This is a genomic window from Kribbella qitaiheensis, from assembly GCF_014217565.1.
GTDB classification, from domain to species: Bacteria; Actinomycetota; Actinomycetes; order Propionibacteriales; family Kribbellaceae; genus Kribbella; species Kribbella qitaiheensis_A.
In genome coordinates, this window is sequence record NZ_CP043661.1 from 2013396 (window position 1) to 2034558 (window position 21163).

Genomic DNA, 21163 nt, shown 5'->3' on the forward strand with positions numbered 1-21163 from the left:
CCGAAGCCCCGAGTTCAATCGACCCGGGCGGCGAGCTGCCCCACTTCCGCGCAGACGCCGTCGAGGGTGGGAACCGGGGAGCCGACTGTGACCACTCTGCCATTGGCGATCGCTTTCCGGCGGAATGCAGGTTCATTCGATGAAGGGAAGCGCCGCCAAACCCAGACTTATCCAGCGAACTTCAGGCGCAGGACGTTAGTACTGCGGTGTGGATACTCCGGCCGTTGCGATGTGCATCGTGACGGCGTCGGGGTGAAGGCGGTGCGCGGCCAGGGCGTTGATCGCTTTGACCCCGTCCATCGCCTCACGCCGGATCCACGCAACCGGTGCGGCGAGGGCGGTGCGTTCGAGTGCCGACACCGCTTCGAGGAAGAGTCGTGATTCCAGCACGGTCCACGGGCGATCGCGTTCCCAGTTGATCGCATAGGCCGTGTTCGCGGGCCGGCGCCAATGGCCGGCCGAGTCGCGTTCGTTCCCGTAGACCAGATGCGCGTCCGGCCGCAGTACGGCGACTCGATCTGCGAAGGCTCCTCGGTCGACCGCCTCGGCCGTCTTCACCACGAAGTCGTCCGGCGAAAATTCCGCGAACCGCCCATATCCATAGGCTTCCAAGGCACGGACATGCCGCTCCAGTACGCCGAACCGGCTGACCGCCGCAGGCACCGCGACGATCGCCACCTCGACCTGATAGCCGTCCGCATTGAACTCACCGGCCAGCTCTTCGAGCCCATCGGTCTCAAGCTCGATCACCGCATCGATCCCTCGCGAGACGACATACGAAACAGCCATCGCCATCCACCGACGCCCGTCCACCTTCAGGTCTCGGTCGTCGTCGCGCCCCCGGTCCCGGTCGTCGGGCACCAACTCCCGGTCATCCTGCCCCCGGTCCCGGTCGTCGTGCCTCAGATCCCGGTCGTCGTGCCCCATATCCCGGTCACCGTGCCCCCGGTTCCGGTCGTCGTGCCCCATATCCCGGTCACCGTGCCCCCGGTCCCGGTCCCGGTCGTCGTGCCCCAGATCCCGGTCACCGTGCCCCCGGTCCCGAGCGTCGGGCCCCGGGTCCTGCCGGTGCGTGGCCGAGTTCGCCGACTCCGACGGCACGGTGGTGGGCTCGGCGCCGGACAGCGCGTGAAGGTCCGGATGGTAGGCCGAGCAGCGGCTGGCGCTGATCATCACCGACTGACCACGCTGATCCAGCACGCCGCGTGCGAGCGCCGAGATCATCGCCTTCCCATCTCCCGGCTGCCCCACGACGAACACGACCACCGGTTGGTCCTGCCGCGGACCGGTCAGCTCGTCCGGAGCGATCTGCTCCCAGAAGATCCGCTCGACCTCCGGCTCCCGGATGCTCATCAGTCCTCAGCATCCGGCCCCGCGAACGCATCCTCACCAACCGGCCCGGCGAACGCATCCTCACCAACCGGCCCGGCGAACGCATCCTCAGCGGCCGGCCCGGCGAGGGCATCCTCAGCGGCCGGCTCGGCGAGCAGATCTTCAGCCTCCGAACGAATCGCGGCGATCTCGTCGGCGTGCTGCGGCCTCAGCTCGCGCCGCCGGGCGGCCCAGATCTCCTGCCGCGCACGGAGTCGCCCGATCGCGTCCTCGTCCGGCTCGTCCGCGGCTTCTTCCGCCGCCATCAGCTCGGCATACAGGCCGATCACCTGCCCGGCACCCTCCAACGCCACCTCGTACGCAACCGCGTCCCTGACCGACCACGCGATCGGCCGCAGCTCAGCCAGCACATTCACCACGCCCGGACCCTACTGTCCACCCGGCCGGACCACCAGAGCGAAGAGCTGAACAGCAGGCAGCCCGGACGGGGTCTGCAGGAAGACCCCGGGCGGTGGCTCCGTCAGCAGACATCTGCTCGAACCACCCTCGAATCAGGACCAGGTCGCGCTGTCCGGATTGATGCCTTGGGCAACGGCGTTCGCGTTGACGAGGTCACGGAGCCAGTGCGCGAGGCCGGGCTCGAGTGCGTCGAAGTGGGCAGTGAAGCCGGGGTCGGCGACGTACTTCCGGCCGAGGCATACGTGCATGGAGTGAGTGCACTCGAAGTACTCGCCGATCGAGGCCCGGTGCCGCTCGGCGAGCGCGTTCCCTTCGGGGCTGCCGGCAATGACTCCCGCGCGTTTCGCCGCGGCTAAGTCGTCGTCGAGAGCTGAGTTGGCCGCCGCGACCTGGCGCCAGTCGTCGGGTGTCCGGGCCGCGGAGCGTTCGGCGTACTGGGCCCACTGATCCGTGTCACGCCAACGCTCGCGGGCTTCGGCGACCCAAGACGGCTGCCAGTCGGTGCCGAAGATCGCGACTTGTTCCTCGGCGGAGAGCAGGAGGCCGGCGTTCTTGGCTTCGATCAGGCGGTCGACAGCCTTGACCATTCCTTGCAGGTGGGCGATGCGTTCGACGAGTTGGTCGCGCTGCTGGCGCAGTGGTTCGGTCGTGTCGATCGTCTGGGCATCGAGGAGTTCGCCGATGCCGTCGAGGGGCAGGCCGAGCTCGCGGTAGATGAGCACTCTGTGGATGCGAGCGATATCGCTTGCCGAGTAGAGGCGGTAGCCGCCGGCAGTGCGCTCGGACGGACAGACGAGCCCCGTCGAATCCCAGTGGTGGAGAGTGCGCACGGTAACGCCGACAAGCGATGCCGCCGCCCCGACGGTCAGCCCATCGGACGGCACGGCATCACCGGCGACTCCGTACGTCATAAGCCCCAGTCTGCCAGCCGCCATCGTCACGTTCGGGGAGTCTCGATCCCTACCGCGGCGAGGTTCCGGGCTTCGGGACTGTCGGGATCAAGTGGACGAGCGGCGGTCAGGACGACCCGGGCGTTCTCCGGAGTGATGACCTCCAGATCCACCGTGTTCCAGGGAGTCTGCTGCGGCCCCGTAGTACAGCCGGGCAACAGTTCCTCACAGGCGGCCGCAATCTCATCGACTTGACCGAGCACGCACGCGAAGCTGACACTCGCCCCGGGCGCCTCCACGGGTTTCTCGGCCGGCACCAGGAGAACATCCTGAAACGCCCACCGCCGAAGATGCGTGAGCCGCCCTGGAATCGTGAACAGGTCGATGAACCCCAGCCCCCGAATCCAGAAGTCCACAGAAGCCGCCAGATCGCCAGTCGGAACCGTCACGAACATCGGCATCCCATAGATGCCGCGATCAACCTCAGGCGCCACCGCATCGAGGGCAGGCACGGGAACCGGACTCATCTCAAACGCAGGAAAGTATTCAGCCATACCCCTCACCCTCAGCCCTCACGCAACGTCAGGGTCAAATCGGCCACGGGTCGGCCCAGGCGTGGGGTGTCCCTGGGTGGGCGGGAGCGGCGACGCAGAGGCCGCGCCCCAGGCGGGTGGGAGCAGCCACGCAGGAGGCGCGTGGGTGATACACCGCAGCAGGTATGCGTCCGCGACAGAAGTCGCGAACCGCCGATACCCGATCGGCTGACGGAGATAGCGATCGCAGATGACTGTACGACGACGGAACTGGCCGACCGGGACCGATCGCAGTCATCAGCGGCGACGTAGGAGCCGCGGACCAGGGTGGATGGAAGCGGCGACGCAGGAGCTGCGTGGGAATGCCGCAGCCCGGCTGATCAGTGGAGATCAGCCGGGCTGCGAACGTAGTTGTGAGCAGCGACGTAGGAGGTGCGTGGGTGCTGTCCCCCGGAGTACTAGCCCTTTATTGCGCCGCCCAGGGCAAAAGCGCCGCCCAGCTTGCGACTCAGGAGCAGGTAGAGCAGCAGGACCGGCGTCGTGTAGATGAGCGAATACGCAGCCAGCTGGCCGTAGTTCGGTTCGCCGTACTGGCCGAAGAAGGTGAAGATGCTCACCGACGCCGGCAGCCGCTCAGGCGACAGCAGCAGCATGAACGGGACGAAGAAGTTTCCCCACATGCCGATGAAGGTGAAGATCAGCACCACAGCGATGCCCGGCCACATCAGCGGGAGCACGATGCGGCGCAGCGCTTTCATGTTGCTCGCACCATCCACCCACGCTGCTTCCTCCAGCGAGATCGGTACGCCGTCCATGAACGTCTTCGTCAGCCAGATCGCGAACGGCAGCGACGCCGTCGACATGAACATGATCGTCCCGCCGAGCGTGTCGATCAGGTTGAGCTGAACGAACAACCCATAGACCGGCACCATCACCGCGGTGATCGGCAGCCCGGTGCAGAACAACACCGTCAGCAAGAACGGCCGATTGAACTTCGTCTTGAACCGCGACAACGGATACGCCGCCAAGACAGCACACACCATGGTGAGAAAGGCGGCCCCGCCACACAGCACCAGACCGTTGAGAACAGGCCGGTACGTCGTATCGGTGTTCAGCACCGCCTTGAAGTTCGCGAAGGTCGGGCTGGTCGGCAGTTCGACCCGAAGCCCGGCCGTCCGGTTGATCGAGGCGAACAGCACCCAGAGCAACGGCAGGACGAAAAGGATGCCAAGAGCAAGCAGGATCAGATTGGCGGTCAGTTTGCTGATCCGGTCGCGGGCGATCATGCGGCCTCCGAGTTCAGTCCACGTAGGTAGATCAGCGAGAAGACCGCTCCGATGGCAAGCATCACCAAGGCGATCGCGGTGCCGTAGCCGATCTGCGAGAAGCTGAACGCCTGTTCGTACATGTACAAGGGCAAGGTCTGGCTCTTGGTGCCGGGTCCACCACGCGTCATCGCGTAGATCAGGCCGAAGACGCTCAGCGTCTGCAGCGTGATCAGCATCAGGTTGGTCATGATCGCGCGCGAGATCATCGGCACCGTCACGAAGAGCAGCCGCCGCCAGCCCCCGGCGCCGTCCATCTCGGCGGACTCCTCGATCTCCTTCGGTACTTCGCTGAGCGCGGCGGAGTACACCAGCATCGAGAAGGCCGTACCGCGCCAGATGTTCGCGACCGACACGGCGATGATCGGTGCCGCGTACAACCAGTCCTGGCCGGGCAAGCCGACCTTGTGCAGGATCACGTTGAGCGTGCCGTCATCGTTGAAGAACGCGCTGAGCAGGTACGCCGCGACGATCTCCGGCAGCACCCAGGCGCCGATCACCGCCGTACCGACGAAGTTGCGCACGAGCTTGGTGGAGCGGCGCATCAGCAGCGAGAGTCCGAGCCCGAGCGTGTTCTGGCCGATGATCGCGGAGATCAGCGTGAAGACCAGGGTCAGCCAGATGGAGTTCACGAACGCGGAACTGCCGAAGGCCTTGCGGAAGTTGTCCAGGCCGATGAACTGCACGTTGGCCGCACCGGTCCCGGTCAGGGCCATGTTGGTGAAGGCGGCGTAGACGCAGTACAGGATCGGGCCGGCCAGGAAGACCACCATCAGTCCGATGGCTGGTCCCAACGGCAACATCTTCACGAAGTTGGCACCGCGCGGGCGGCCGTTCCGGCCGGACTTGCGACCGGCCGGAACGGATACCGCGGAAGCAGATGTCGTCACTAAGAAATCCCTTCGAGGGGGCAGCGGCTCTGCTCAGTTGCTTGTTGTCGTCGTCTTGTCCTTGCCACCGACGATGCCCTCGACCGCCTGGTCGTAGTTCTTCGCCGCCTTGTCCGGGGCGGACTGCCCCGTCATCACGGCTTCCATCGCGGTGATGATCTCGTTGGAGACCTTCGGATACTCCGGCAGCGCGGGGCGGTAGACCGTGACGGAGACCAGGTCGGTGAAGAACTGGGTGCTCTTCGACGACGACTTGTAGCCGACATCGGAGGCGACGTCCTTACGTACGGCGATCTGCGCGCCGTCCGTGGCGTACTTGGTCGCGTTCTTCTGCGACTGCAGCGACTGGATGAACTTCCAGGCCGCATCCGGGGACTTCGACTTGGCCGGGATCGCCCAGGTCCAGCCGCCGGAGAGACTGACCTTGCCCTTGCCCTCACCGGTCTGGGTCGGCATCGCGGTCTGGCCGAGCACGTCGGACCACTGCGGCCACGGCTTGGCGCCGGTCTTCAGCCAGTTGTTGTACAGCCACGAGCCGTCGAGCGCGATCGCCAGCTTCGAGTTCGGCAACAGGTCGCTACCGACCTTGTTGCCCCAGTTCGGGTCGAGCGACTGCTTCGGCTGCGGGGCCAGGCCCTCGGTGAAGACGGTCTTGACGAAGTTGAGCGAGTCCTTGAAGCCCTGGCTGCCGACGACCCACTTCTTCTGGTCGAAGTTGTAGAGGGTGTCCTTGGTGCCGTAGAGCAGCATCTCGAAGCCCTGCATGGCGGACGCCTCGCCCATCGGCTTACCCGAGTAGACGTTCAGCGGGATCACGCCGGGCACCTTGGACTTGATCGTCCGGGCGGTGTTCAGCACGTCGTCCCAGGTCTTCGGCTGCCAGTCGGTCGGCAGGCCGGCCCTTGGCGAAGAGTTGCTTGTTGTACCAAAGGGCGCGGGTGTCCGTGCCGTCCGGTACGCCGTACACCTTGCCGTCCTGGCCCTTCGCGGCACCCTTCGCGGACTCCTCGAACTGACCCCAGTCGGACCAGCCCTTGATGTAGTCGTCCAGCGGCCGCAGGTAGCCCGCGGTGATGTCCGAGTTGATCAGGAAGGTGTCCTCGTAAACGATGTCGGGCGCCGTGTTGGGCGAGCGCATCATCAACTGAATCTTGGTGTAGTAGTCGTTCTCGCTGGCGACGACCGGGACGATCTCGACCTTCGAGCCGGGGTTGGCCGCCTCGTACTCGGTCTTGGCGCCGGTGAGGAAGTTCTTCATCACCGTGCCAGGACCCCACTGCTGGTAGGCGATCTTGATGTTCGCCGGACCCGAGCTCTGACCGCCCGCTTCGGGGGTCTTGGTCGTCGATCCCTGACTGCAGGCCGAGACCCCTAGCAGGAGCGCACCGACAGCGAGCACACCCACCCGCTTGAAACCGTTCTTCATGGCCATCACGTCCACCTTCGGGCAATCGTTGTCATCCCAGCTCTACCGCTCAAACCCGTCGGGCTTTCCCGTGACCGTAGGAGGCGCGGGCCGGTGAAGTCAATGGCTTGAAGACAACGTTGTCCCCCAAGAACACAGACTGCGCGGTGACCGGCTCGTAACGATCCGGTCACCGCGCTGTCATGTCTCAGACAGTAACGACCGACGCTTCATGACGACCACGTACTGCGGCCTGCCGGCTACGGCCGCGAGCCGCGCCCAGCCCACACAGCACCAGACCGAACAGAAGCCAGCACCCGAGTACTGCGAACGAGCGTCCAGAGCCGGCCCCATCGAAGAAGCTGACCGAGCGCAGCGCAGTACCGGCCGCTCCCGGCGGGAGGAACTGGCCGAGCGAGCCCCAACCGGTCGGCAGCATCTCGGGTGCGCTGGTGAGACCGGAGAGCGGGTTGCCGAGCAGCATCATCGTGGCGCTGCCGAGTGCGAGCCCACCGACGCCGAGCAGCCACTCCAGCCCGAGCAAGGTGAGACTGATCGCACCGATCGACATGGCGATAACGCTCGCATTGGCGAAGTAGTTGCCTTCGAACGATCCGAGCCAGAACTGCAGCACCGCGGTCAGGGCGAGCGCTCCGGTGATCGCGAACCCGATCGCACCCAGCACCCGGCCACGACCATTTTTCACGAGTTGAATCAAGGCTGCGGCCCCGATGATTCCGCCGAGCACGAGCGGTAGCGCACCCGCGGCGAGACCGGCGCCGCGCGGGTCGTCCTTGGGCAGCGGGACGATGTCGGTCACCTTGGGTGCGACTCCCCCGTTCTGCGCGGCCATCCCGGCCGAAAGCTGGGTCAGGATCTGTGCCACCGCGGGACCGCCGGCGGATGCGGTCAGCACCTCGGGGTTCTGCGGGTCAAGGACGATCGCGCCATACACGTCGCGGCCCTCGATCGACTGGACGGCGGCGCCGCGATCGGCCACCGCCTTGATGTCGAAGCCGCCGGGGAGCGCCTTCTCCAAGCCGGCCTTCACCTGAGCGACGGCCCGCGTCCGGACCAGCGACGGCCAGCGGCAGGTCACGAGGCTCGGAGCGTGCCGCCGGCCAGGCGAACGCGATCAGCAAAACGGTGAGAACCGCGGTGAGGAGGGTGACGACAGCAACCACCGGCGGACGGCGGCGCTCCGTGGTGACGGGCTCCTCGACGGGGTGATCGGCAGACATTCCGTACTCCTTCTCCTAAACCGAATGTTCGTTCTTTATTACAGACTCCACCAGTCGACTTGTCAAGAACGGGCATTCGTTTTACGTTGCAGTCATGCCCAAGGTCACCGTCGAACACCGCACCGCCCGCCACGACCAGATCGTCTCGGCGGCCCGCCGCTGCGCGATCGAGCAGGGCTTCCACAAGACGACGATGGCCGACGTGATCCGCGAGTCAGGACTGTCCGCGGGGGCGGTCTACGGCTACTTCAAGAGCAAGGACGAGCTCGTCTCGGCCATCGCCGACCAGGCGCTCAGCTCGGTCGACGAGCTGTTCGAGGGCATCCTCGCCAGCGATCAGCCGCTGACGCCGCTCGCCGCCCTCCGCGCCACCCTCGAGCACGTCGTCGAGATCGCGGAGCAGCCCGGCGGCGATGTCACCCGGGTCGCACTCCAGGCGTGGGCGGAGGCGATGCACAACGACGCGATCGCCGGCATCGCCCGGGAGAAGTACTCGCTGCTCCGCCATAAGTTCGCCGAGGTGGCGAGACGTGCCCAGGCCGACGGCACGGTCGACGCCGACGTGGATCCGGAGTACATCGCCCAGGTCATGTTCGCCCTGATCCCCGGCTTCCTCCTCCAGCGCCTCCTCCTCGGCGACGTCACCCCCAAAACCTTCGCCACCGGCCTGACCGCGCTCCTGAAGTAGCCGTGCCCCTGCCGGCAGCGCCAATCGGGCTCTCGGGAAGTGAAGGTTTTCCGCCTTGTGGCCCTGGGTGACGACGATGTCACTGAGGGCTTGAGTCGCGGCACTTACCCGGTTAGGTTGTCCCGGAGCTTATTTCAAACCCTGAACTAAGCCCGCGGGTCAAAGCACGTACGGCGACTGGGGAGTCGGAGGTGCGCGTGATTTCTCGAGCGAAGGTCGCCAGCGGTTCCCGCACCAGCGGGGCCGGCACCAACGGGCCCGGCACCAGCAGGTCCGGCACGAGCGGTTCCAGCACCAGCAGGTCCGGCACGAGCGGTTCCGGCAGCAGCGGGTACGGCAGCAGCCGGGCCGGCGCCGGACGGGACATCGGTTGGTACTGGGGCAGCCAGACGGCAAGCGCCATCGGCGACCGCCTGACCGGCTTCGCCGTCCCCAGCATCGCCATCCTGACCCTCAACGCAAGCAGCGCCGAAGTAGGAGTACTCGCGGCCCTCGGCTGGCTCGCCTACCCCGCGCTTGGCCTGTTCGCCGGCGCAGCCCTCGCCCACGTGCAACGCCGCCGGGTGATGATCACCGGCGAGGTAATGCGATTCGCCGTCTTCGCCACGGTCCCGCTGGCCGCGCTCGGCGGCTGGGTCACCACCGCCCAGCTCTTCGTCGTTGTCGCCGTCGCCGGCATCGCCACCGTCTTCGTCGACATCGCCGGCCAGTCCTACCTGCCGGCCCTCGTCGACCCAAGATCCCTGGTCGGCGCGAACGCCAAGCTGCAAAGCTCCGACAGCTTCTCCAAGCTCGTCGGCCCCGCCCTCGCCGGCCTGGCCCTCAAGACCACCGACCCGTACGCCGGCCTGCTGCTCTGCGCCCTTCCCTTCCTCGGCTCCGCCGCCGGACGAACCAGGATCCAGACCTTGGAACCACCCCTGGAAAGAGCCCAGGACCCTTTGTCCGCAAGGATTCGCCAGGGCTTCACCTTCGTCTGGCAACACCCACTCCTCCGCCAGCTAGTCGTCGCAGCCGCAATCCGCAGCTTCGGCGCCGGCATGGTCGACGCCGTCCTACTCCTCTTCGCGTACCGAGTGCTCGGCCTGTCCAGCCTCGAAGGCGGCCTGCTGATCGCAGCCGGCTCGATCGGCGGACTCCTCGGCGCATTCATCGCAAACCGCCTGGCCGCCAGACTCGGCACCAGGCGCACCTTGCTACTAACCGGCGTGGAAGCCCTGTGCTGGTTGACGATTCCGATCTGCCTGGTCACCGCCCCAGTGATCGCGCTGGTCCTGATCCGGATCTGCGCCTCGATCTGGCTACCGGTCTGGAACATCGTCACCACCAGCGTCCGGCAGGAGCTCACCCCAACCGGTCTGCAAAGCCCCGTCCACGCGACCGCCCGGACGCTCACCTCGTCCACGGTCCCGTTGGGGGCCATCACCGGAGGTTTGGCCGGCGGCGTCCTGAGCGATCAGCTCGGGACCCGTACCGGTCTGGTTCTCGTCCTCGCAGTCGGAGGTGCGATCGCCGGAGCCAGCGCGCTGCTGGTCGTACGAAGCCAGGAGATCACGGCAACACCGAGGGAGGTCGAATGCGTCCAACCACAACGCGAACCCTGAACAGCAAGGAATTCGCGGATATCAAGCACACCGTGTCCATCCGTTCCAAGGCCCGCAAGAACCTGCTGCTCGACCCTAGTTATGCCGCGCCGCTGCCGCAGGAGGTGAGCCTGCAGCTGACCTATCGCTGCAACCTGCGCTGTACCCACTGCTACCAGTGGAACGAGCAAGGCTTCTTCCGCGACTTCAGCGCCCAGAAGCAGAAGACGGAACTGGACCTGGAGGTCGTCGAGGACGTCCTCCGTACGACGGCGCCGGTCCGCTCCAAGCTGTTCCTGTGGGGCGGCGAGCCGTTGATGCACACCAAGTTCGACCAGGTCGCGAAGCTGCTGCAGAAGTACCCACGGACCGTCAACATGTGCACCAACGGCCTGCTCTTCAAGCGCAAGCTCGACGATCTGCTCACCATCGGCGAGAACCTCAACCTGCTGGTCAGCCTGGACGGTCTCGGCGAGGACCACGAGGCACTCCGCGGCCGGGGCACCTTCAAGCGCACGATGGAGAACATCCAGCTGATGCTGGACCTCAAGCGCAAGGGCGAGTGGAACGGCGAACTCTCGTTGTCCTGCATGGTCAGCCACGTCACCGTGGACAAGATGTACGAGTTCATGGAGTGGGCCGAGGAGCTCGGCGTGAACACGGTGTACTTCCAGTTCCCGTGGTACATCAGCCCCGAGGTCGCCGAGTCGATGGACCGGCTGTACGAGAAGTCCTTCGCCTGGCTGAACCCACAGACCGACACCAAGCGGCCGACCTGGCACTCATACACCTATCAACTGCCGGCCGAAGAACTCCCCGTACTGCGTGAGTCGATGGCCCGCCTCGCCTCGCGAGCCTGGAACGTGCGCCTCCGGTACCAGCCGCAGCTCGAGGACGACGAGGTCACCGACTTCATTCTCGGCACCTCGCGGCCGGCCCAGCACCGGAGCAAGTGCCTCGCGGTCTCGAACCGGATGGAGGTGCACGCCGACGGTGCTGTCAGCTCCTGCAAGTTCTTCCCGGAGTTCGTTGTCGGCAACCTGTACGACCAGCCGGCAGGGGAGCTTTGGCAGAGCCAGTCCTTCAAGGAAGTCCGCCGGATCATGTCGGAGAACGGAATGATGCCCGTCTGCTCCAAGTGCATCCTCCTTTACCTGAACGGAGTGTGAGATGGAGATCGAGGACAGGGTGAAGGCAGTCCTGGCCAAGGTGCTGGACAACGGCATCACGGCGGAGGAGATCGGTCCGGAGGCCGACCTGGTCGAGCAGTACGGGCTGGACTCGTTGCAGACCATCACCTTCCTGCTGGCGATCGAGGACGAGTTCGACCTGGAGCTGGACTACCCGCAACTGCAGCTCGACGACCTCCGCTCGGTCCGTCAGTTCAGCGGTTTCGTCGCGCGGCTGGCGGCTCCGGTGCAATGACGGTCCGGCTCGGCACTTTCGACGCGGAGTCCTGGTGGCGGCCGGCCGATCTGGCGGCGCTGCCGTCGGTCGGCGGGGCCGGCCCCGCGGTCGGCGCGATGGACGAGCTGCTGGCGGGGTTCTGCGTGCCGGGTGATCTGCTGATCACCCGGCACCCGCTGGCGGCGTCGATCCAGGACGGCCTGGGAGCGGCTTTCGGCGGCACGAGCTTCGACCACATCTCGCTCAGCGACTCCGACCCGGGGCCGGCCGGACTGGAGGCGCCCGGCGGTCCAGACCCGGGGCCGACCGGACCGGATGCGTCCGGCGATTCCCGCCCGGGGCCGATCGAGCGGGAGATCCTTGCCGACCAGGCGGTGATGCAGCGGATCCGCGGTCGCGAGATCACGCCGTACGCCGTCCTGCCGGAGACCTGGACGCTGGTCGAACAGTTGCTCCCGACACCGGAAATCGTTGCCGAGGTCAACTCCAAGACCTGGTCGAACGAGCTGGTCCGCGACCTCGGCCTGCCCGGCGGCGGCCGAACAGTCCGCTCGGTCGACGACCTCGTCAAGGCCGTCACCGCACTCGAGTTCCGAGCCCTGATCAAAGATCCGTACGGCGTATCGGGTCGCGCCCTGATCGAGGTCGCCACCCCCGGCGTACTGCGAGCCGTCGAGCGCGTACTGCGTAAGCAGGTCGAAGCCGGTCGCCGGGTCGAACTGGTCGTACAGGAGAAGTACTCCAAACAGCACGACTTCTCCGGCCACCTCGTGCTCGACAGCAACGGTGACTGGAATTTCCTCGGCCTCCAGCTGATGACGAACCGTGGGTTCCGCCACTTCGGTTCGAGCCCGGTCCCGCCCGGCCTGATCGACGAGGGCTGGTACGCCGAGACGCTGGCCGAGGTGGTTCCGGCGATCGCCGAGACCGGCTACTGGGGCCCGGTCGGAGTCGACGCGATGCTCCTCGACGACGGCACCGTGATCCCCGTCCTGGAGATCAACGCCAGGCAGTCGCTGGGACTGCTCGCGCTGGAACTCGAGCGACACGCGACCGAGCACGGTCTCACCGGGCACCTCTGGCAGCTCGAGCTGAACGTTGCCCCCGACAAGGGAATCAGTGACGTCTTCGTAGCCCTCGGCAACATCCTCTACCGCGGCGGCACGGCACCGGGAGTGACGGTGCTGTCCGGAAGTAGGCTCACAGCACCGGGGGGCCGGATCTATGTCGCGATCTTCTGCCCCGCCGGCGAACTAGATCGATGGCGGCGACGCCTACTGGCCGCGGTGACCACGGCCGACGTCAATCCAAGGGGGCAGACGAAATGACTGAGATCGGCCTGATCGGGGCGACCGGGATCGCCGAGCGCGCCATCCTGCGACCGGCCGGAGCGCGAGCCGACGTACAGGTCCGGGCGGTGGCAGCGAGCGATCCGGTCCGGGCCAAGGAGTTCGCGTCGCGGCACGAGATCCCGGTCGTTCATCAGGACTACGCCGCGCTGCTGGCGGATCCGGAGATCGACACCGTTTACATCTCGTTGCACAACTCGGCACACCACCGCTGGGCAGTGCGTGCGGCTGTTGCGGGCAAGCGGGTGATCGTCGAGAAGCCGCTGTGCTTGTCGAGCGAGGAGCTGGAAGAGCTGGAGTTCGCCGCCGAGGACGTCCAGGTCTTCGAGGCGGTCGCCACGCTCGGCCATCCGTGGCAGGAGACCGTCCGCGGCTTCGTCGACGACCAGTCGTACGGCGCTTTGCAGTCGGTCGAGACGCGGATGACGTTCGCGATTCCGGCTCCTGGTGGATTCCGCGATGAGCCTGAGCTGGGCGGTGGCATCTTCCGCGACTCAGCCAGCTACTGGTTGCAGGCTCTGCAGGCAACTGTTGGCCTGGACGACGTCGAAGCCGATGGCTCGTCAGACTTCGACGGCCCGAACGGCGTGGACTACTCCTTCCACGCGACGCTCCGCTGGCCGACCGGAGTACAGGCGGTCCTGGAGTGCGCCTTCGGCGAGCAGCACGTCGCCGACCACGTCTTCACCTTCGAACAAGCGGTGATCAAAGTGCGGAACTTCCTCCGCCCGATGGCTGGCGCGGTCCCTGTCAACCTGGTGATCGTCCCAACCGACGGCGACCGCAAGGTTGTCGGCTTCCCCGCTTCCTCGTACTACGACAGCCAGCTGACCCGGATCCTCGACAGCGAGGCCGACGACCTCGAATCGGCCGCACCCCGGATCGCCTTGATGGCCGAGATCTACGCCGCTGCAAAGGCCGGAAGCGCATGAGCAACAAGCGGCATCTGGACGACATCGGCCTCGAGAAGCTGGTGACCGAGGCCGGCGTCGGCCCGGCTTCAGTCACGTCGTACGAGGAGTTGGCTGAGGGCACCTTCAACACGGTCTACCGGATCGTCCGCCCGGCCGGCGATCTGATGCTGAAGCTCTCCCCCGATCCGGCCGCCCCGGTGCTCAGCCATGAACACGGCTTGATTCGGACCGAGACCGAGTTCTACCGCGCGACCCTGGGCAAGATCCCGGTACCGGAGGTCATCCACGCCGGTGACGACTTCCTGTTGATGACCGCACTGCCCGGTACGACGTGGTTCTCGCAATCCGAGGAGCTCGACCGGCCCCGGCTGCGCCGCGAGCTCGGCGGTCTGGTGGCCGAGCTGCACCGCGTCACCGGGCCGGCCTTCGGCTACCCGCAGAAGGGTCTCGTCAGCACGTGGAGCACGGCCTTCCTGGCGATGATTGACGACGTACTCGGGGACGCCGCGCGCTTCGGCGTCGAACTCCCCCGCCCGGCCGAGCAGATTCGTGGTTTGGTCCTGGCCCGCGACGAGCTGCTGGCCGGAGTGCAGACCGCGTCGTTGATCCACTTCGACCTGTGGGACGGCAACATCCTGGTCGAGGACGGCCGGATCACCGGGTTGATCGACGGCGAGCGCGCGTTCTGGGGTGACCCGGTGGCGGAGTTCGTCTCGCTGACCTTGTTCGGCTCGCTCGACGACGAACTGCTGGCGGGCTACGGCGCTCCGGTGGACCAGGAGCTGCTTTCGCTTTACCGGGTTTACCTCTACCTGATCATGCTGGTCGAGGCGACGCCTCGCGGCTACGAGGGTCCGGAGCACGAGAAGATGTCGCGGCTGGTCCTGCGCCACCTGGTCCGGGAGCTGGACGCCCTGTGATCGAGATCCTCACCTCTGGCGTAGCCCTCGGCGTCCACGTCCCCGGACTCCTACTGGCCGACCGCATCCGCGACCAAGGCGGCACTGCGAACGTCTCGGTGCTGGAACGACTGATGGCGGACGAGACCCTTGCGACGACGGCCCGCTCGAAGCAGGCCTTCCACCGCGACTTCCGGGTCGCTCTGGCCGGGCAGAAGCTCGCCCGGAACGCCTCGGTGGCTACGGACGAAGCAGAGGTCGAGGAGTTGTTGCAGAGTTGGCACTCGCGGGCTGTATCCCGGTTTGTAGTCTTCTCCGGCTTCTGGCTGGGGCTGGTCGAGCAGTACGTCGACCGGTTCGGCCCTGTGCCGGTGGACGTGTGCCACGTGGACTCGGTGCAGTCGCCTTCCTTCGACAAGGCCAGGCCGACGTCCCTCGAAGTACGGCACGTCTGGTTGGCCGACGCGGATGCAGGGCTCATCCCCTGCAGCATCCCGGTCAGCAGGGAGCTACCCGTGTCGTGGCAGGAGCGGGACCGCAGGCTGCTGGTACACGGCGGCGGTTGGGGTATGGGCACCTACCGCGAACGAGCACGCGAGCTGCTTACGACCGGGTTCGACCTGGATGTCGTTGCCTATGAGGACCGCGACCTGTCCGACGCAGGCGTTCGCTACTTCATGATCGACCCGTCCTGGCATCCCTGGCTGGACAACGGCTACCCACCGTTCGGTGAGGCCGGCCAGCCGTTCGAGCAGCGCGAGGGCCACCACGGCTCGTTCGACCTGTGCCGACAGGCTTTGGCGACCGTCAGCAAGCCGGGCGGCGGCACTTTGCTGGACTCCCTGTGGTCGGCCACGCCCGCAGTACTGCTGGAGCCGTTCGGCCCGCACGAGCAGCGCAACGCAGACCTGTGGATCCAGCTGGGCTACGGGATCTCGTTCGAGGACTGGCAGCGCAAGGACTTCGCAGTGGAGATCCTTGAGGAGCTGCACGAGGCCCTGCTCACTGCTGACGTCTCCGACTACTCGCGGGAGTTGTTATGACGCTGCCGACCTCCCTGTGGCAGACGTTCGCTCTAGCAATGGACAAGGCGCGTCCCGGCTTCGCCAAAGGGCCGTGGTTCACCATGAACGCCGTGCTCGAGCTGGACGACCCACTGAACGTCGATGCCTTGGCGACAGCCTTCACCGAGCTACAGCGACGCCACGACGTACTGCGGACCGAGATCGGCGACGGCATCCAACTGATCCACGAGCAGCCGACCGCGGCGCTGGAAGTCGTCGATGAGGTCACTACTCACGTGGAAGTGCCGCTGCACGCACCGGTACGGCTCCGGCTGGCCGACAACCGCTTAGGCCTCCACCTGCACCACATGGAGTCGGACCCGGTCACACTCTGGGCCGCGCTGTCCGACCTCGCCTCTACCTACACCGCTGTCCTCCAAGGGGAGACCTTGCCGCCACCAGCGGCGCAGTACGCGGACTACTCAACCGCCGAGGCCGAGCACGTACTGCGTACGCGGGAGCCCGCAGCTACCTGGTGGCAGGAGCACCTTCTAGACGCCAAGGCGTGCCCACAGCCCTCCACAATAGGTGGAGCCGCCTTCGCCTTCCGAGACGATCTCCTGTCCGCCACAGAGGTGGACCGAGTGGAGCAACTGACCAAGGAGCACCGCAGTACGACGTTGGTGACCTTGCTGGCGGCTCTGGTCGACGGGATGAGCCCGTACCTCGGGCCGGGCGACTCCGTGGTCTTCTCCACCTTGTTCGGCAAGCGCGATCGGCCTGCCTGGCAGAACGTGCTCGGGCCGTGCATCGTGCCGTCACTGTTGGCTGTGCCGCGCGACGCCGAGCTGTCCGCAGTACGGGAAGCAGTGGTCGGCTGTAGTCGGTATGCTCGGTTCCCGCGGTCCGAGCAGCCGATCGATCCGCGGACGCCGTTCTTCGAGTACGTACCGCAGCAATGGCCGCCAGGGTTCACCTTCGGAACAGTGAAGGCCACTGTCATCGCTGCGGCCGGGCCCAAGGACACCGGGCTGGCGGACACCCTCGCGATCCGGGTCCGGCCGGCGACGGACGGCGTACTGACCGGGCACTTCAGTGGCGACGGCACGGACTGGACCGAGCCGCTGGTGCAACAAGTCCGCGACCGCTTCCGGTCCTACCTGCTCGAATAGGGTTGCTGGCGCAGCGACAAGAACGTTGCGGTCGGAACCGGTGGTCACCCCGCCGGACCAGCGCGCCGCCCCGCCGCCTGAGCACCGACTCCCCACCCGGCCCCCACGCCATCCCCCGCCATCCCCAGCGCGACCTTGTGCACCGTTCGAGCAGATTCCAGCCAGGAGTCACAAACCCGGTGCACAAAGTCGAACCCCCGCCCGAACCAGGGACGTGCTGACGGGACCTGGCACACCCCGCCGGGCGCTGGGACACGATGCCGGGGGCTCGGACATGATGCCGGGGGCTGGGACATGATGCCGGGCGCTGGGACACGATGCCAGGACCTCGGACACGATGCCGGGACCTCGGACACGATGCCAGGACCTGATGCCGGGGGCTCGGACACGATGCCGGGACCTCGGACACGATGCCGGGGGCTCGGACACGAAATAGCTTGTCCGGGCCCCCGATATCCTGTCCAAGGTCCCACCACCACCCCACCATCACCGTCCCGCCACCACCCCACCATCACCGTCCCGCCATCACCGCACCGGTGATCGGCGCGATCGGCCGCCATCGGCGATCGCTGAGATGTGAGCAGAACCCAGGGGCGGCGAATTCCACCCCAACGTTGTTTGACGGGGCACTGGCGCCGAATAGGGGTGCTAGGCCTACCCCGACCGGCTGCTCAGCTCCCTGGGGACCCTCGCCGAGTCTCCGTAGCGTCGTTCTCGTCAGTCGGGAAGCACGCGAGGGGTAGCCATGAGGCGCAAGCAAGAGATCATCAGGACGAACGATTCGGTAGTTCTGCAAGACGTCAGAAGGGTCTACGGCAAGGGCGGCAGTACTGTCGTCGCCCTGGGCGGCGTCAGCATCAGCTTTGCCCGCGGTACGTTCACCGCGGTGATGGGCCCGTCCGGGTCCGGCAAGAGCACCTTCCTGCACTGCGCGGCCGGGCTCGACCGGCCGACGTCGGGCAGCGTGGTGATCGACGGCCAGCCGCTCGCCGACCTGAACGAACGGCAGCTGACCGAACTCCGCCGCGAGCGGATCGGCTTCGTCTTCCAGTCGTTCAACCTGCTGCCCGCACTCACGGTCTGGCAGAACGTCACCCTGCCGCAGGAACTCGACGGCCGCCGGACGAACCGCGCCCAGGTCCGCGACGTCCTCGACCGGGTCGGTCTCGGCGACAAGCACAAGAGCCGTCCCGGCGAACTGTCCGGCGGCCAGCAACAGCGTGTCGCCATCGCCCGTGCTCTGGTGGCCCGGCCCGCGGTGATCTTCGCCGACGAGCCGACCGGCGCCCTGGACACCCAGACGGCCGCCGATGTCCTCGAACTGCTCCGCGAACCCGTTCGCACGCAGGGCCAGACCGTCGTGATGGTGACCCACGACCCGGTCGCCGCCTCGTACGCCGACCAGGTGGTCTTCCTCGCCGACGGCATGCTCGCCGGCAGCCTGGTTGCGCCCACCGCCGAGCAGGTCGCCGACCGGCTGACCCACCTCGGTGCCCGTGCCGCCGCGAGATTGCAAGGTGCCGTCCGATGATGCGGCTGGCCGTGCGCACCCTGCGCTTCCGCAAGAACGGTTTCATCGCGACCTTCGTGGCCGTCGTGTTCGGTACCGCGATCGTGATGGCCTGCGGTGGACTCCTGGAGACCGGGATCCGGTCGAACGTGCAGCCTGAGCGGCTGGCCGCTGCCGACTTGGTTGTCACCGGCAAGCAAACTCATCTCCGGCCGGGCGCGGAGGACGCGACCCCGCTCACCGAGCAGGTCGACCTCGATGCCTCGTTGCTGCCCAAGATCCGGTCGGTGGCCGGAGTCACGGACGCGATCGGCTCGCTGACCTTCCCGGCTCCCTTGCTGGTGGCCGGCAAGGAAGGACAGGGCCACGACTGGGCATCGGCCCGGCTGGCGCCGTACAAACTGCAAGCCGGTACTGCGCCGGTCCGCGCCGACGAGGTCGTGCTGGATGCGGCGACCGCCGGAGCCGTGCATGCCGAGGTGGGCGGCATGGTCACCCTGCTGGTCCAGGGTCGCCCGACCTCGTTCGTAGTACGGGGTATTGCCGCGGGACCCGCCGGGCACACCTTCTTCTCTGCCGATAAGGCAGCACAGCTGTCCGGCCGACCCGGCAGCTACGCGGCGATCGGCGTACTGGTTGCCCCAGGCACCGATCTGGGCAAGGTGAAGAAGCGGCTCAAGGCTGTCGGCGACGTTACCGTGCTGACCGGCGTGGACCGCGGCTCGGCCGAGCATCCGGACGCGTCGACCTTCCAGACCGCGCTGATCTCGATCGCCGGCTCGTTCGGCGGGATCGCGGCGATGACGATGATGTTCGTGGTCGCGTCCACGCTGGCGCTGTCCGCACAGCACCGCCAGCGCGAGTTCGCCTTGCTGCGCGGCATCGGTACAACGCCTGGTCAGGTCCGCCGGATGATTCTCGGCGAGGCGATGATGGTGGCGCTGCCGGCGGTCGCGGTGGGAACCGTGCCTGGATTGCTGCTCGGCCACTTCCTGTTCGACCGGCTGGCGGCGAACGGCGTCGCCTCGGCGGCTGTCGACTACCGGCAGGGCTGGATCCCGTTGGCGGCAGGCGCGGGCGCCGCAGTACTGGCTGCCGTCGGTGCGGCGCTGATCGCGGCTCGCAAGTCCGCCAAGATCCGCCCGGTCGAGGCGCTGCTCGAGGCCGGTCTGCAGCGTAAGTGGTTCAGCTGGGTACGGCTGCTCTTCGGCCTGCTCTTCACCGGTGGCGGTCTCGCGCTGGTGATCATCACGATCGCGGTGATGACCGGCCCACTCGCCGGCGCGACCGCCGGACCGGCCATCCTCTGCTGGGCGATCGGGATCGCGCTGCTCGGCCCGTTCTGGACCAAGGCCGTGCTGACGCTCCTCCGCTGGCCCTTGTACGCCGTGAGCCGGGTGAACGGGCGACTCGCGATCCTCAACGTGACAGCGCGATCGGTGGCAATGTCGGCCGCGGTGATGCCGGTCATGCTGGCCGTCGGGATCTCCACCGCGAACATCTACATGCAGACCACCCAGGTCCACGCATCCGAGACCGCCTTCACCAAGGACCTGCGAGCGGACGCCGTACTGGCCTCCACAGCCGGTGGACTCGATCCTGCGCTGCTCGGCCAGGTGCAGGAGCTCCCGGGGGTCGCGAGCGCCTCGGCGTACGTGACCAGTAGCGGGGCCATCGACGAGCCACGGAACGCGCCCTTCGACGAGGACGGCGCGCCCCTGCAAGGCATCAGCGCCCAGGGCAACGATGGCGCGGCCCCGGTGAAGGTGACGTCCGGATCATTGGAGGAACTGACCGGATCGACGGTTGCATTGCCGGACTATGTCGCTTCGAAGATCGACCGAGGAATCGGCTCGACGATCAAGATGACCCTTGGCGACGGGGCTCACGTGGAGCTTCGGGTGGTCGCGACCTTTGCCGCCGAGCGTGGCTACGAGAGCATCGTGCTGCCGGCCTCATTTCTCGCCCCGCACACCACGGATCGGCTGGCCAAGCAGATCCTGGTCCGGGCCACACCGGGTACCGACATCAACGGTCCACTGCAGCAGCTTGCGGCGAACCACCCCGGAGTACAGGTCTCCGATCGGGACGCCCTGGTCGCCGGGAACAGCGCGGACCTCAAGACGCAGGCGTGGGTGAACTACCTGCTGGTCGGGATGCTGATCGCCTACACCGCCGTCTCGATCGTCAACACGCTCGCCTCGGCCACGGTCCGCCGGCGGCGTGAACTCGGCCTGCAGCGCCTGACCGGGTCGACCCGCGGCCAGGTACTGCGGATGCTCACCACCGAGAGCTTCATGGTCGCTCTGGCCGGCATCATCCTGGGGACCCTGGTGGCGCTGGCCACCCTGATGCCCTTCAGCGCGGCGGTTTCCACCTCGGCCCTGCCGAGCGGACCGCTGTGGATCTATCTGGTGATCATCGGCGTCGCCGTGACGCTGACGTTCACGTCGATCCTCGTCCCGGCGATGGCGACCCTCCGAACCCGCCCCGCCGAAGCTGCCGCCCGCGCCGACTGACCATCCTCACGCGTGGCGGCCGGGACCTGCTCCACCACTCCAG

At 66.9% G+C, this 21163-nt stretch carries 19 protein-coding genes; 11 read left to right on the forward strand and 8 right to left on the reverse strand.

The window, feature by feature from the left end:
* Positions 1-195: 195 nt before the first annotated feature.
* The 8 genes from F1D05_RS09135 to F1D05_RS09170 form a co-directional block, all read right to left on the reverse strand.
* Entirely contained in the window at positions 196-1353 is a 1158-nt protein-coding gene (locus F1D05_RS09135) for a zeta toxin family protein (RefSeq protein WP_185446854.1), read from the reverse strand.
* Entirely contained in the window at positions 1353-1751 is a 399-nt protein-coding gene (locus F1D05_RS09140) for a hypothetical protein (protein ID WP_185446855.1), read from the reverse strand. Before F1D05_RS09140 ends, F1D05_RS09135 begins: the two co-directional genes overlap by 1 nt.
* A 132-nt stretch (positions 1752-1883) precedes the next feature.
* Positions 1884-2702 carry a MerR family transcriptional regulator gene (locus F1D05_RS09145; RefSeq protein ID WP_185446856.1) on the reverse strand — a complete coding sequence of 273 codons (819 nt, stop codon included), beginning with the start codon at positions 2700-2702 and terminating at the stop codon, positions 1884-1886.
* A 26-nt stretch (positions 2703-2728) separates the two neighbouring features.
* Complete coding sequence (locus F1D05_RS09150) at positions 2729-3193, reverse strand: VOC family protein (protein WP_246486549.1); 465 nt, start codon at positions 3191-3193, stop codon at positions 2729-2731.
* 479 nt (positions 3194-3672) lie between these two features.
* Positions 3673-4500, reverse strand: a complete 828-nt coding sequence (locus F1D05_RS09155) for a carbohydrate ABC transporter permease (RefSeq protein ID WP_185446858.1) — start codon at positions 4498-4500, stop codon at positions 3673-3675.
* Positions 4497-5429 carry a carbohydrate ABC transporter permease gene (locus F1D05_RS09160; protein ID WP_185446859.1) on the reverse strand — a complete coding sequence of 311 codons (933 nt, stop codon included), beginning with the start codon at positions 5427-5429 and terminating at the stop codon, positions 4497-4499. The genes F1D05_RS09155 and F1D05_RS09160 overlap by 4 nt, the downstream gene beginning before the upstream one ends.
* 33 nt (positions 5430-5462) lie before the next feature.
* The gene (locus F1D05_RS09165) at positions 5463-6422 is read right to left on the reverse strand and encodes an extracellular solute-binding protein (protein ID WP_246486550.1); all 960 of its coding nucleotides are present in this window, start codon (positions 6420-6422) and stop codon (positions 5463-5465) included.
* 620 nt (positions 6423-7042) lie between these two features.
* Entirely contained in the window at positions 7043-7933 is an 891-nt protein-coding gene (locus F1D05_RS09170) for a hypothetical protein (RefSeq protein WP_246486551.1), read from the reverse strand.
* Positions 7934-8169: 236 nt separating this feature from the next.
* On the opposite strand from F1D05_RS09170, the gene F1D05_RS09175 reads away from it, so the two are divergent.
* From F1D05_RS09175 to F1D05_RS09225, 11 genes are all read left to right on the forward strand, one after another.
* Positions 8170-8763: a TetR/AcrR family transcriptional regulator gene (locus F1D05_RS09175; RefSeq protein WP_185446860.1), complete on the forward strand. Its 594-nt coding sequence runs from the start codon at positions 8170-8172 to the stop codon at positions 8761-8763.
* A 197-nt stretch (positions 8764-8960) separates the two neighbouring features.
* Positions 8961-10367 carry an MFS transporter gene (locus F1D05_RS09180; protein ID WP_185446861.1) on the forward strand — a complete coding sequence of 469 codons (1407 nt, stop codon included), beginning with the start codon at positions 8961-8963 and terminating at the stop codon, positions 10365-10367.
* Positions 10340-11515, forward strand: coding sequence for a radical SAM protein (locus F1D05_RS09185; RefSeq protein ID WP_185446862.1), 1176 nt, complete (start codon positions 10340-10342; stop codon positions 11513-11515). Before F1D05_RS09180 ends, F1D05_RS09185 begins: the two co-directional genes overlap by 28 nt.
* A gap of 1 nt (position 11516) precedes the next feature.
* On the forward strand, positions 11517-11771 hold the full coding sequence (locus F1D05_RS09190; RefSeq protein ID WP_185446863.1) for an acyl carrier protein: 255 nt from the start codon (positions 11517-11519) through the stop codon (positions 11769-11771).
* A complete protein-coding gene (locus F1D05_RS09195) occupies positions 11768-13081 on the forward strand; it encodes a hypothetical protein (RefSeq protein WP_185446864.1) in 1314 nt (437 codons plus the stop codon). The genes F1D05_RS09190 and F1D05_RS09195 overlap by 4 nt, the downstream gene beginning before the upstream one ends.
* Positions 13078-14034 (forward strand): Gfo/Idh/MocA family protein, encoded by a 957-nt coding sequence (locus F1D05_RS09200; RefSeq protein WP_185446865.1) that lies wholly within the window; start codon positions 13078-13080, stop codon positions 14032-14034. Before F1D05_RS09195 ends, F1D05_RS09200 begins: the two co-directional genes overlap by 4 nt.
* Positions 14031-14936, forward strand: a complete 906-nt coding sequence (locus tag F1D05_RS09205) for an aminoglycoside phosphotransferase family protein (RefSeq protein ID WP_185446866.1) — start codon at positions 14031-14033, stop codon at positions 14934-14936. The genes F1D05_RS09200 and F1D05_RS09205 overlap by 4 nt, the downstream gene beginning before the upstream one ends.
* Positions 14933-15958: a hypothetical protein gene (locus F1D05_RS09210; protein ID WP_185446867.1), complete on the forward strand. Its 1026-nt coding sequence runs from the start codon at positions 14933-14935 to the stop codon at positions 15956-15958. Before F1D05_RS09205 ends, F1D05_RS09210 begins: the two co-directional genes overlap by 4 nt.
* Complete coding sequence (locus F1D05_RS09215; protein ID WP_185446868.1) at positions 15955-17091, forward strand: condensation domain-containing protein; 1137 nt, start codon at positions 15955-15957, stop codon at positions 17089-17091. Before F1D05_RS09210 ends, F1D05_RS09215 begins: the two co-directional genes overlap by 4 nt.
* Positions 17092-17836: 745 nt before the next feature.
* The gene (locus tag F1D05_RS09220) at positions 17837-18622 is read left to right on the forward strand and encodes an ABC transporter ATP-binding protein (RefSeq protein ID WP_185446869.1); all 786 of its coding nucleotides are present in this window, start codon (positions 17837-17839) and stop codon (positions 18620-18622) included.
* Entirely contained in the window at positions 18619-21120 is a 2502-nt protein-coding gene (locus F1D05_RS09225) for an ABC transporter permease (protein WP_185446870.1), read from the forward strand. Before F1D05_RS09220 ends, F1D05_RS09225 begins: the two co-directional genes overlap by 4 nt.
* Positions 21121-21163: the final 43 nt, after the last annotated feature.